Source organism: Flavobacterium sp. ALJ2 (genome assembly GCF_015594725.1).
GTDB lineage: Bacteria > Bacteroidota > Bacteroidia > Flavobacteriales > Flavobacteriaceae > Flavobacterium.
The window spans coordinates 1-13,508 of the sequence record NZ_JADNRC010000028.1 but is presented as its reverse complement, the minus strand read 5'-3'; the positions used below and the strand labels follow the sequence as shown (position 1 = coordinate 13,508).

The window sequence follows — 13,508 nt, the reverse complement described above, 5'->3', positions numbered from 1 at the left end:
AGACTTTATCTAAAAGTTAGGACGTAATTAAATTTGTTAATAATGAGCTCGATATTGTATCGGGCTCATTGCTTTTAAATTGAGTTAGATCATTTCGTTATTATACTATCTTATAAATTTCTTTTTCAAAAAGATTAATGTCTTTAAATTACATAGGATAAAATAGTTCTGATTTTATTAACATTGTAGACTTTATATTTCTTTCCTATTCAGGGTTTTATCTAAAGATGATGATAGAATTATCAGCGATATATCTTGCCTTGTAAGCGTATTTAAGCGAGCAGTACTTTGTCTTTGTTGTCTGTGCTGTAAACTCATTTTGGCAGAATTGCAGACTCTTGTAATCTTCATTTTTGAACTCATAGAATGTTACTGTAAGTGTCCCACTGTGTCTATTATGCCATGATTTGTCCAAAAAAAAGTCTAAACTTGGAAAATATTTTCGTGGTACAATCGTGGTACAAATAAGCACAAACTATCTACAAACAAAACTATATAGACAGAAAGAAAAATCCCAGTTAAAATGCCATTTTATGACATTTTAACTGGGATTCTTTGTTTTATTTTGTGATGTTTTGTGAAACCTATTTTCCGATACAAAAATTAGCAAAGATATTTCCAAGTAATTCGTCATTTGAGACTTGACCAGTAATCAACCCAAATTGATATAAAGCTTCGCGAATATCGAGCGCAATTAGGTCACTTGAAAGATTGGTTTCGAGACCATGTTTTACTTTTTGAATCTCATCTAATGCTTTAAGTAATGAATCGTAATGACGTGTATTTGTTACGATTGTTTCATTATTTCGTAAAGCTCCAGTATTTACAAAAGAAAGCAATTGATTTTTTAATTCATCAACGCCAATATTCTCTTTAGCACTTAAAAATAGCTGTTTAAGGTTTAAAGTGTCCAGTTGTTTGCGAATATCTTGAAGTTCATCTTCAGTAAGCTGGTCTATTTTGTTACAAACAATTAAAATTTGTTTTAGAGGGTATTTATTTTTTATTTTCTCGATTTCAACTATAAACGAGGTACTTGAGGCTTTGAACTTCAAGCTATCCATTAAGTAAATAACGAGTTGGGCTTGTTCAATTTTTTCAAAAGTTTTCTTGATTCCGATGCTTTCTACATAATCAACAGTTTCGCGAATCCCAGCAGTATCTATAAATCTAAAGCCAATTCCGCCAATAACCAATTCATCTTCGATAGTATCGCGAGTTGTTCCTGCAATTTCCGAAACAATGGCACGTTCTTCGTTTAATAAAGAGTTCAATAACGTCGATTTCCCAACATTAGGTTCCCCAACAATAGCAACGGGAATTCCGTTCTTGATTACATTTCCAACGGCAAAAGAGTCAATTAACCGTTTCAATACAAATTCAATGCGATTCAGTAATTCATGAAACTGACTTCTGTCAGCAAATTCAACATCCTCTTCGGCAAAGTCCAATTCGAGTTCGATAAGCGAAGCAAAATTTAGCAACTCTTCGCGTAGTTTAGCAATTTCGTTACTAAAACCACCGCGCATTTGTTGCATAGCGATTTGATGAGACGCTTCATTATCAGACGAGATTAAGTCGGCTACTGCTTCGGCTTGAGATAAATCTAGTTTTCCGTTTAAGAAAGCACGAAGTGTAAACTCACCAGGATCCGCCATTCTACAGCTTTTACGAAGCAATAATTGTATGATTTGTTGTTGGATATACGTAGATCCGTGACAAGAAATTTCGATAGTATTTTCGCCAGTATAAGAGTTTGGTCCCTTAAAAACAGAAACTAAAACTTCATCAAGGGTTTTAGAATCATCTACAATATGACCTAGATGTAACGTATGGGTTTTCTGCTTAGTTAAATCCTTGTTTTTAATAGATTGAAAAACACCGTTACCAATTGTAATGGCATCGCTACCCGAAATTCGGATTATGGCTATTGCACCAGCTCCCGAAGGTGTTGCCAGTGCTACTATAGAATCTTGATTTATCATGGTGCAAAGGTATAAAAAAAGCTAGAAGTTCCGAAAGAGGTGTTTACATAAAAGGATATACTTTTTTATAGATAATTATGCTTGTTCTTAAAAATAATTAACAGCAAAGAGTGTAAATTTATTAAATGTAAAAAAGTATGATAAAACATGAAAAATGTACATTGAGACTGACTATTGAAATATCCTTCGATTCCGCTCAGGATGACACTGTAAACTGAGACTGCAAACTGAACACTGCAGCTAAGTGCTAACTTTAAGAAATTGTAAAATGTTAAATAACTGATAATTGTCATGTCGAAAAGGTCGTTTTATGGTTAAATTTGAGAAACTAACATTTAATCTAGATAACGCGATGAAAAGAATATTATTCCCCACCGATTTTTCTGACGTAGCTACAAATGCATTTGTACATGCTTTAGAATTTGCAAAACAGGTTAAAGGCGAACTCATTTTACTACACACATTTGAGATACCAGTTTATGATAGCCAGGTTTTTCCTGAAAATTTTGCAATTATATATAATTCATTAGAGTTAGCTAAATTCGAAATGTTTAAAGATGAAATTCCAAAACTTCGACAAATTGCCGCAGCACGTAAACTCGATGATATTGTGATAAATCACCGCTTGATGGATGGTGATTTAGTTTACAATATGAAAAAAGCTATTAAGGAAGATAAAATAGATTTTGTAGTAATGGGAACTTCTGGCATAGCAGGTTGGAATGCTTTTTTCTTAGGAACAAATACTGATGCAGTGATATCTGGTGTTGAAGTGCCAATTTTATGTGTGCCTGTAGAATCTAAATTTAATAAAGTAAAAACCATCGGATTCACAACACGCTATCGTGAGAAAGATAAAAAAGAGCTTCGAAAAGTGTTGACTATAGCAAAAAAAATGAATGCCCAAATTAAATGTTTGTATGTAAAAACGCAGAACTCAGATGTTACAGATGCAACAATTAAAGAATGGGAAAATGAATTTAAAGAAGAACAAGTTCAGTTTTTGGTGCTCCCATGTGAAGAAGTTAAAGAAACAATTCTAGATTTTGTATTGTATAAAGACATTGATATATTAGCAATGATTGCTTATAAACGAAGCTTCTTCGAAAGTTTGTTTAGCCCTAGTTTTACTAAAAAACTAACAAAGGATATTGCAATTCCGGTTTTGATTATGCACGAGCAATAGATCACTGTAGCATTATGATTTTTTCAGCAAAGGCTCTAGCAGCAAAGATTAAGTTTTAAAGTTGTTTTCTTTGCGTTTTTGCGACATTGCGAGAATAAATAAGTGCAAACTTTTAATTAAGTAAAAGAATCTAATGGTAATTGATATTCCTGATATTTAAAGTAGTTATTTCGTCACTGTAAACTTATATTTGTATTTAATATAATTTGTAAAAGGAATAATTACTTTAAATCAATGGAACAATATCAAAAAAACAGCAATAGTTATTCAGACGCTTTAAATACAATCAATAAAAAATACAATAGCATTAGTTTATTACGACTTTTGAGTATTATTTTGTGTTTTGTTTTGGGCTATTATTATATCAAGACAGACGCTTCAGTATATCTTATTACGGCTGTTTTATCATTCTTGGGGTTTGTTGTTTTAATGCGTATTCATTCTGTTTTGTCTTTTCAAAAGAAACTTACGGAGGCGCTTTTAAAAATAAATAAAAATGAGATTACTTTTCTAAAAAGAGAAAAATTACCTTTCGAAAACGGACAGGAATTTATTGACTTCTACCATCCTTATGCTTACGATTTAGATATTTTTGGAGATCATTCTTTGTTTCAAAGTCTTAATAGAACAGGAACTTTTGTTGGAAAAAAGACATTGGCAAATCAGCTGCTATATAATTTACCAAATAACGAAATAGCTAAAAATCAGGAAGCAATACAAGTACTGAAAGCAAAGTTAGATTGGCGTCAGGAATTTTTAGCACTTGCAATAATAGGACAAGATACTAAAGAAGCTTATCAAGCATTATTAAAATGGAAGGACAGCCAGAGCGCTCCATTTTCAAAAGTAATGTCAATATTGATGTATGTTTTGCCTGCTATTTTTGTATCATTAGTAATTGCGTATATCGTAACATCAAATGTGGTGTTTATATCCTATCTGTCTTTTGCATTTGTTTTAAATACAACAGTTTTTGGTATGTTTTTTAAAAGAATTCAAACAGAAATTGCCAAAGCTGAAAATATTGATAAAATTATTAAGCAGTATGGTTTATTGGTTAAAAAAATTGAAAACGAAACGTTTAAGTCAGAAAAGTTAGTTGACCTACAAAAGAAATTGGTTTATAAAAATGCGAAAGCCAGTACTCACTTAAAACAATTGTCGGAGTTGTTTTCAAACATGGATACAATCAATAATTTAGTTACCGCATTATTATTCAATGGAATCTTCTTATTCAATATTCATGTTTTAAAAAATCTTTTAAATTGGAAAAAGAATCATGCTGCTGTTTTAGAAGAATGGCTGGATGTTATAGGTGAATTTGAAATGCTGAATAGCTTAGCTAACTTTTCATATAATAATCAAGATTTTGTATTTCCAGAGCTAAACACTGATTTTAAAATTGGTTTCTCAAATCTTAGTCATCCTTTACTAAATCCTGAAACTAGAGTAGGGAATGAGGTGAAATTTTTCCCAGAATCGTTTATGATATTAACGGGGTCAAATATGTCAGGGAAAAGCACTTTTTTGCGTAGTCTAGGGATTAATATGGTTTTAGGAGGAATAGGCTCTGTAGTGTGCGCTAATAAGGCTACAATGCATCCGTTACCAGTTTTGGTATCTATGCGACTATCAGATTCTTTGTCTGATAGTGAATCCTATTTTTTTGCCGAAATAAAGCGTTTAAAACAAATTATGGATGCATTAGAGGATAAACCCGCTTTTGTACTCTTAGATGAGATTTTGAGAGGTACTAACTCAGATGATAAACGTAATGGAACTATCGAAGTAGTAAAAAAGATCATTGCAAAAAAAGCAATCGGTGCTATTGCAACACACGATATCGAAGTATGCTTAACAACAAATGATTATCCAGATGTTTTAACTAATCAGTGTTTTGAGGTTGAAATTAAGAATAACGAATTGCATTTTGACTTTACACTTCGTGAAGGCATTTGTAAAAATAAAAGTGCTACTTTCTTAATGCAAAAAATGGGAGTGATTTAGGAGATGTGTTTAAAGTGAAAGATGAGATGCAAGATTGAAGAAGGTAAACTTATAAATGTGAAATGTTTGTTTTGAGAAGTGAGAATTTATACTAAAAATAGAGTATAGACAACACGGTATGTATATAGTGTAAATACTTCTATTTGTTTATAGAAAAAGTAAAGAATGCTATTCTGAACGAAATGTAAAATGAAGACTAGGATTTACTTTGCGAAAGAATTTACGAAAAAACAAAAAACCGCAGTTTCAAAAGAAGCAGCGGTTTTTAAAATATAAAAAATGGTTGGTTAATAGCGTAATTGTTATGCAATAATAAGTATTATATTTGAATATCAAAAATCTAATATAACAAAAACATAATTAAATGTTAACTGTTTAGCATTACCGGCATAACCAACATGGTTACAGTTTCCCCGTCTTCTAAACCATCTACAGGAGTCAGGATTCCCGCTCTGTTAGGTAAAGACATTTCAAGCATTATCATATCAGATTGTAAGTTGGTCAACATTTCGGTAAGGAAACGAGAGTTAAACCCAATTTGCAGGTCATCACCTTGGTAATCACAAGTCAATCTTTCTTCGGCTTTGTTTGAGTAATCAATATCTTCGGCAGAAACATTTAATTCTGCTCCAGCAATTTTCAAACGAATTTGGTGTGTAGTTTTATTAGAGAAAATAGCCACACGACGTACAGAACTTAAAAATAAAGAACGGTCAATCATTAACTTGTTAGGATTCTCTTTTGGAATTACAGCTTCATAATTTGGATATTTCCCATCGATTAAACGACACATCAAGATGTAGTTGTCAAACGAGAAAGTAGCATTAGAATCGTTGTATTCGATTTTTACTTCAGCATCAGAAGTTCCTAAGATACTTTTTAAAATATTCAAAGGTTTCTTTGGCATAATAAAATCAGCAACTTGAGATGCTTTTACATCTGTACGAGCATATTTTACTAATTTGTGAGCATCTGTAGCAACGAATATCAATCCTTCTGGCGAAAACTGAAAGAATACTCCTGACATAACAGGACGTAAATCGTCGTTACCAGCAGCAAATATCGTTTTGCTAATAGCTGTTGCCAGAACATCTGAAGGAACTAAAGTAACCGATGGATCTTCTAGGTTTACAGATTTTGGAAATTCTTCTCCAGCTGCATATGCCAAAGCATATTTCCCTGAGTTAGAACTAATCTCTACAGTATTATTGTCCTCAACAGTAAAGGTTAAAGGTTGTTCTGGAAATGTTTTAAGGATTTCGAGTAATAATTTTGCAGGTATTGCAACACTTCCTTTGCTTGTAGAATCAATCGCTAAAGTTGCAGACATCGTCGTTTCAAGATCCGATGAAGAAACGGTTAATTCATTATTGTCTAATTCAAATAGAAAGTTGTCTAAAATAGGTAACGTATTGTTACTATTGATTACACTACCTAAAACTTGTAATTGCTTTAATAAGTACGAACTCGATACTATAAATTTCATCTCTTTTGTTTTATTTTTTTTGGTATATATTTTAGCTTTGGTAAATGACTAGAATACATTTTTACAAATATATCGTAAACAATCCGAGTATCCCAAATTTTTTATTAACATCTATTTACTGTATTTTCTTTTGCGAAGGAAAGTAAATACAAGCCCGAAGACCAATAAAGTTAGAATTGGCAGTCCGATAGTTATGAATTGCGTAATGGTGTACTCTTGATGAACTTTATCATTATCTAATAAAGGCAAATTAAGTTCCTTGCTTCTAATGTTAATAAGTCCTGTGTCGTCTAGCAAATAATTAACGCAATTCATTAAGAAATCTTTGTTGTCATATAAAATTTCTGAACGCTGATCGTAACCTAATTCTATAGGAATTAAGTTTTTGTCTAATTGATTGCGGACTAAATTACCATCAGAAATCACAATCATTTTGGTTGCTTTACCTTTAGTCAGATATGTTTTTTGTTCAAAAGGCAGTACACGATTTTCATACATCGAATGGAAATCTCCTTCTAGTAAAACAGATAAAGGAAAATTACCTTTGTTTATGTAATCGTTTGGCGAAGTTTCTTCGTTAACAATATTTAGGCTGATTTCGGCAGGAGTACCAATTTTTTTAGAATAAGGGGATGATTGCAAAAGCACCGTTTTTTTGATGCCATTTTTTAAAGTATCGATTGGATTTGCAAAGTCAAATTTAATTCCACCTAAATTTTTCACAATTGGATGTTTGCTTTCCGGATGAACCTCAGGCGCATATTTCCAGTTAAACTTTTGATATTGAGTAGCACTTCCTTGTTCTCCCGAAGCTAGTTTAATTGGGGTTCCACGTTCATCTTTTATCAAATCAGGGTTAATTCTGAAGCCGTATTTAAAGAACATATCATTAAGATTCAAATCTCTTGGAAAAGCCAGCGTTGCACCAGATTGATTGTATAAACTGTCCATTTCTGCATTTACCTGATCTACAAGCCACAATGTTTTTCCACCATTAATGATAAACTGATCCAAAACTTGTTTCTCGCTATCTGTAAAAGCTTCGGTAGGTTTAACTATTATAGCCAAATCATACTTTTTTAAAGCATCTAATGTACCAATAGGATTTTTAGCAACAGAATCTAAAGTAAATGGACCAATATGGTAGCTTTCGCGAATTTGCATTAGGAATTTTGCCATAAAAATCTCTTTCATTTCGCCATTTCCTCTTAATATTGCTACCTTTTTTTGTTTTTCTTTTGTAATTTTATTTAATGCATCGGCAACCGAATATTCTAAATGCTGTACTGAGCCAATTACTTTTTGAGTAGTCGTAGCACCCATTTGGTTTTTTAATAAAGGAATATTGACCTCTTTATTATCGTATGTTGCAATTGCCCACGGAAAAACCATGGCTTGAGATTGTTTTCCTTTGTCATCAACAGTTATATTTATAGGAGTAAGACCTTTTCGATACAACTCTTTAATCATATCCATACTCTCGCCTTCGTTCTCCATAGGATCAACAAATTCAAAATATATGTTTTTGTTATACGCTTGAAACTCTTCAAGCAATTGTTGTGTTTCTTGTTGTAAACGTTTAAATTCAGGAGGTAAATCACCTTGCATATAAATTTTTATAGACAGCGGATTATGAACCTCTTTGATAATATTTAATGAAGTTGGCGATAAAGTATATCGTTTGTCTTTGGTTAAATCAAAACGATGAAAGATAAAAGTACCTGCAATATTCAACGCAATTAAAATCGCAATTGTAATCAGTAACGTTTTTATGTTTTTTTGAGAAGAGATTTTCATTACGATTTAAAAGATTTTAGTTGATATACAGTAAACGAAAGAAAAAGTACCGTTATACTTAAAAAATAAATGACATCGCGTGTATCAATTACACCTCGACTCATACTTTTAAAATGATTTAGCATTCCCAATGATGAAATAAAACTCATAGTACTTGGAACAATAGCAGATAAACCTTCAAAACCAAAATAGAAAAGGAAGCATAAAAATACTGCTATAATAAAAGCCACAATTTGATTTTCGGATAAAGTAGAAGTAAAAACTCCGATGGCAGTATAAGCTGCAATTAAGAATAATAACCCAAAATAAGAGCCAATTGTACTTCCCATGTCGATATTACCTTCAGGCAACCCTAAATTTGAAATTACTTTTATATATATGAAAGTTGGAATAATTGCCATTATGATTAAAAGTAAGGAACCAATAAATTTTCCGTTTACAATTTGCCAAATGCTTAAAGGTTTTGTAAGTAACAATTCAAGAGTACCTTGTTTCTTTTCATCTGAGAAACTACGCATAGTAACAGCAGGAATTAAGAAAGTTAAAATCCATGGTGCTAAAGTGAAAAATGGAGTTAGATCGGCAAAACCAGTATTAAGAATGTTGTATTCTCCTTGAAAAACCCATAAGAACAAGCCATTGCTAATCAGGAATATCGCAATGACTAAATAGCCAATGGGAGATCCGAAAAAAGATTTTATTTCTCGTAAAACAATTGATTTCATTTTATTTTTTTGTTTAATCGTTGATTTTGTTTCATGTTTTAAGTTTCAAGTTCTGTGTGTTAACTTGAAACTAACTTAAGCTTACTAGTTTGTCTACGCTCCAGGCTTCGGGTTTTGCATTGAATAAGGTTTTAGTAAATGACCAAACCGTATTAAAAAGTTCCGATTTTCGGTAATTTTCCAAGTCAGCTTCGGTTTCCCAATAGCTATAAGTAAAAAATATACTTTTATTGTCTTTATCTTGGTACAGTTCTAAAAAACGATTTCCGGGAGTATTTCGTATTTTATCTTTTACCCCATCAAAATTTTCCATGAAAGCAGGGATTTTATCTTCGTGGAAACTCATTTTTACTATTCGAACAAACATTTTTATAATTTTAGATTTTCGTCCCGATAGCTATCAGGATAAGTTTTATATTGAAAAATGGCTTATAAGCAGGCAAAAATACCAAATTAGATTGTTCTTTTTATTATAAAAAAAATAATGCTTTCTTAATTTTATCATTTCCAAGGAGTAGGTATCTCACTTGTAGTCGCAATACTGAAATATTAGATTTAATTCATCTATTTGATATTGCTTGAGTTTTCTTTGTTAAAATGATAAATGTTTATAAAATTTAAGGATCAAATTTATTAATGAAATTTTATAGTTATCACATCTCTATAATTTAAGCCCAAAAGACTATTTGCAGAACCTACTTTTGAAGGATTGCTTCTGAAAATAGCAATTTCCATAAAACCTGCTTCATTAAAAATGGCTAGTTTCTCTCCTTCATAGGTTTTAATAGGATATTTGTCTGAACTGGCTATCGCCGAATAGTTAGGCAGAATAGTTTTGATACTTTTTGGTTTCATCACAATTTCATACGGACGGCCTCTGGCTATTTTTAAAAAGTGCGTTTTAGTAATGTTTGTTACAACGTTTCCAAAATGGTCAATATAAATTACATAGCCTTTAATCGAATTTCCGTCGCTGGCAACTACAGCCTGCAACTCCGTAACTTCTTTAATTTCAGGGATTTCTTTGCCAATAACATTTAGTAAACCACCTTTAGCAATATGACAAGCAACTTGTATAAAAATATCTAAATCTGTAGCTTCTACAGGAAATCGATCGTGAATATTGATTGCAACAATTTTTTGAGGAACAATCTTTTGCGTAAGCATACTCAATATACCATTATCGGCACAAATAAAGAAATGATCGTTCCATTGCATAGCAATATGTTGGTTTTCTTTATTGCGTTCTATATCTACACCAATAAGATGTACAGTTCCTTTTGGGAAGCTAAAGTATGATGAGCCAATAATATAGCTCGCTTCGGTAGTGTTAAATGGATCGATGTCATGCGAAATATCTACAATCGTAGCTTCGGAATATTCAGATAATATTTTCCCTTTCAGCGCGCCTACAAAGTGGTCTTTTAAGCCGTAATCGGTGGTAAGGGTAATTATTGACATCATTTTGTTTATAACTATTGATAGTATTTAAATCTAATTTTTATTAAATTTGAGAAATGCAAAGCTAATAATAGTAAACGCAAAAAAGAAAGAAGAAAAGATAAAATATAATAATAATTTTTAGTTTTTGGTCTGTGACGAAAGTAACCATTTTTGAAAAGAAAAGTTAAATTATAATAGTTTCAGGAAGTAAAGTGAGTATTAGATTTTAATTACAATTAAGATTTCCTAGAAATGGTAAATAGTGATTGTTACCTGAGACTAATATCGAACATTGAAACTGAATACTATTGGAACTGAAACTAAATACTAAAAAAAAACATACCCGACAGCCAATTGATTTATAAAAAGAATTAATTTTAATTTAAAACTACCTCATTTGAACGAAAGAATAATCGAGCTAATAGACATCGCTCCAAAAGACTTTTGGGGCGCTCAAGACACTCATCTTGAAATAATCAAAAAGTACTACCCAAAGCTTAAAATAGTAGCAAGAGGGACTACTTTAAAAGCGTTCGGCGAAAAAGAAGTCTTAGATGAATTCGAAAAAAGATTTCAAAGATTAATGGTTCATTTTACACGTTACAATACTATTGATGATAATGTAATTGAACGCGTTATTATGAGTGATGGTCAAGATGAAAAAAAAGGATACGATCATGACAAAATATTAGTTCATGGCGTTGCAGGTAAAATCATCAAAGCCATGACGCCAAACCAGCAACTATTGGTTGATACCATTAAAAAAAATGATATGGTATTTGCTGTAGGACCTGCAGGAACAGGAAAAACGTATACAGGTGTAGCAATGGCTGTAAAAGCACTTAAAGATAAAGAAGTAAAAAGGATCATACTTACACGACCAGCAGTAGAGGCAGGGGAGAACCTAGGCTTTTTACCTGGTGATATGAAAGAAAAACTAGATCCATATATGCAACCTCTTTATGATGCCTTGCGTGATATGTTGCCAAATGAAAAACTCGAAGATTATATCTTAAAAGGAATCATTCAGATTGCACCATTGGCATTTATGCGTGGGCGCACACTCGATAATGCTTTTGTAATTTTGGATGAAGCGCAGAACACAACACATTCTCAAATGAAAATGTTCCTGACCCGTATGGGGAAAAATGCCAAATTCATGATTACAGGAGATCCGGGTCAAGTCGATTTGCCAAGAAGAACTATTTCTGGGCTTAAAGAAGCGATATTAGTACTTAAAGATGTTGATGGTATCGGAATTATTTATCTTGATGATAAGGACATTGTGCGCCATCGATTGGTGAAAAAAGTAATTGATGCTTACAAACAAATAGAAAACAACGATTAAAATTGTCAAATGGTTTTTATAAAATGTCAAATGTAAATCGTAAAATGTGTTTTGATATTTAGAGATATTCGTTTTATACAAATCTTTTAGAGAGTTGTGTAAAACGAATGTTTTTTTAAGACTTCGTTAATTTGTGTTAAAGAAATAGTAAAGTTTAACTTATTTATTTTAGATTTCTCAAATTTATTTGTTTGTCAGTTTTCAAAGCGATAAATTTGTAATTCATAAATATTTGATACTTAAATATGAATTTAGAATCTAAAAAAATTAAAGTCATAATTACCGATTTAGACGGTACATTACTTAACCCAGAACATAAAATTTCTTCTTATACAAAATCAGTTTTTCAAGAACTTTATAATCAAGATTATCTAATAATCGTTGCTACAGGACGTCATCATCTTGATGCATTAGGGATTATTAATACATTAGAAATTCCAATTTATTTGGTAAGTTCTAATGGAGCACGTATTCATTCGCCAGAAAAAAAAGTGCTTTTTTCTTTTGATATAGAAAGTGAAGTGGTAAAATCAGCTTTGAGTGTAGATATAGATCCAGAAATTACTACCGTTTTGTTTAAAGAAGATGTTTGGCTTACTAATAGGTTGAGCGAAAAATTAAATGCTTTTCAAGCGGATCTAGTTTATCATCCAGAATTGGTAGATTTCTCAAAATTGGAAGACTACAGTGCTATAAAAATATTCTTCACACATGATGACCATGAAAAATTAGTTGCATTAAAAGAGGTTATTTTAAGTTCAAATTCAGATAAATTACACCATGCTTTTAGCTTACCAAACTGCCTTGAGTTTATGGATAAATCGGTAGATAAAAGTGTAGCAATTGCTAAAATTTTAGAAAAAGAAAATGTAACTTTTGAACAAGCAATTTCTTTTGGAGATGGATTTAACGATCTAAAAATGTTGTTATCTACAGGAAAAGGATTAATTATGGGTAATGCACCTCAAAATTTAAAAAATGAGTTGTCGCATATGGAAGTTATAAACACGAATAAAGAAGATGGTGTAGCTAAATATTTATCTGAGAAAGTTTTAGGTAAAGTTCCAGTTACAATTTAGAATACAAAGAGAATAAATCTCCAGATAAGCCGCAAAGTTGATATTTAATCTCTTTGCGGTTTTTTTCTGCCATTCCTGATAACTATCAGGATTACTGAAATTGATACAAATTATTTTAAGTTTCAATGCTTAGTGCTCTTTGCAGTTAATTTTGTAAAAAATTAAAGGGTTTCAAAGCTTTTTGAGCCCTTTGCGATTAAAGAACATGAGATTGTATTTTAAAGACTTAAATTTAAATTGATTTACTTTTTCATGCTATTTGGCTAGTTTAGGAAAACCAATGATTTTATCTTTTGTTTTCTCGAAGATGTTTCGAAGATCTAGGATTAGATTATGGATACGATTGAGATATTAGTTAGCTTGAAAACTCGCTGCAATAGCTATAAAATGGATGTATTCTTATATGTTTTAATTTTTGTGTTTAATTTTTTATAAAAAATCTTACTAATTTG

10 protein-coding genes are annotated in these 13,508 nt (G+C 31.4%); 4 read left to right on the top strand and 6 right to left on the bottom strand.

Annotated elements, in window-relative coordinates; translation table 11 throughout:
• Positions 1-584: 584 nt before the first annotated feature.
• Positions 585-1,985 (bottom strand): tRNA uridine-5-carboxymethylaminomethyl(34) synthesis GTPase MnmE, encoded by a 1,401-nt coding sequence (gene mnmE, locus IUY40_RS18710; protein ID WP_195738384.1) that lies wholly within the window; start codon positions 1,983-1,985, stop codon positions 585-587.
• Positions 1,986-2,337: 352 nt separating this feature from the next.
• On the opposite strand from mnmE, the gene IUY40_RS18705 reads away from it, so the two are divergent.
• Both IUY40_RS18705 and IUY40_RS18700 read left to right on the top strand, forming a co-directional pair.
• A complete protein-coding gene (locus IUY40_RS18705) occupies positions 2,338-3,171 on the top strand; it encodes a universal stress protein (protein WP_195738383.1) in 834 nt (277 codons plus the stop codon).
• Between the two features lie 234 nt (positions 3,172-3,405).
• A complete protein-coding gene (locus IUY40_RS18700; protein ID WP_195738382.1) occupies positions 3,406-5,178 on the top strand; it encodes a DNA mismatch repair protein in 1,773 nt (590 codons plus the stop codon).
• A 367-nt stretch (positions 5,179-5,545) separates the two neighbouring features.
• Here the strand turns inward: IUY40_RS18700 and dnaN are convergent, their stop codons facing one another.
• The 5 genes from dnaN to IUY40_RS18675 form a co-directional block, all read right to left on the bottom strand.
• On the bottom strand, positions 5,546-6,664 hold the full coding sequence (dnaN, locus tag IUY40_RS18695) for a DNA polymerase III subunit beta (RefSeq protein WP_195738381.1): 1,119 nt from the start codon (positions 6,662-6,664) through the stop codon (positions 5,546-5,548).
• Between the two features lie 111 nt (positions 6,665-6,775).
• Positions 6,776-8,461, bottom strand: coding sequence for a gliding motility-associated ABC transporter substrate-binding protein GldG (gene gldG, locus IUY40_RS18690; protein ID WP_195738380.1), 1,686 nt, complete (start codon positions 8,459-8,461; stop codon positions 6,776-6,778).
• On the bottom strand, positions 8,461-9,186 hold the full coding sequence (gene gldF, locus IUY40_RS18685) for a gliding motility-associated ABC transporter permease subunit GldF (protein WP_195738379.1): 726 nt from the start codon (positions 9,184-9,186) through the stop codon (positions 8,461-8,463). Before gldF ends, gldG begins: the two co-directional genes overlap by 1 nt.
• Before the next feature lie 70 nt (positions 9,187-9,256).
• On the bottom strand, positions 9,257-9,553 hold the full coding sequence (locus tag IUY40_RS18680; protein WP_195738378.1) for an antibiotic biosynthesis monooxygenase family protein: 297 nt from the start codon (positions 9,551-9,553) through the stop codon (positions 9,257-9,259).
• A 266-nt stretch (positions 9,554-9,819) separates the two neighbouring features.
• The gene (locus IUY40_RS18675) at positions 9,820-10,647 is read right to left on the bottom strand and encodes an SAM-dependent chlorinase/fluorinase (RefSeq protein ID WP_195738385.1); all 828 of its coding nucleotides are present in this window, start codon (positions 10,645-10,647) and stop codon (positions 9,820-9,822) included.
• Between the two features lie 379 nt (positions 10,648-11,026).
• Between IUY40_RS18675 and IUY40_RS18670 the strand changes: the two genes are divergently transcribed.
• Positions 11,027-11,977 carry a PhoH family protein gene (locus IUY40_RS18670; protein WP_195738377.1) on the top strand — a complete coding sequence of 317 codons (951 nt, stop codon included), beginning with the start codon at positions 11,027-11,029 and terminating at the stop codon, positions 11,975-11,977.
• Positions 11,978-12,222: 245 nt separating this feature from the next.
• Positions 12,223-13,056 (top strand): Cof-type HAD-IIB family hydrolase, encoded by an 834-nt coding sequence (locus tag IUY40_RS18665; RefSeq protein WP_195738376.1) that lies wholly within the window; start codon positions 12,223-12,225, stop codon positions 13,054-13,056.
• The last annotated feature ends 452 nt before the right edge of the window (positions 13,057-13,508 follow it).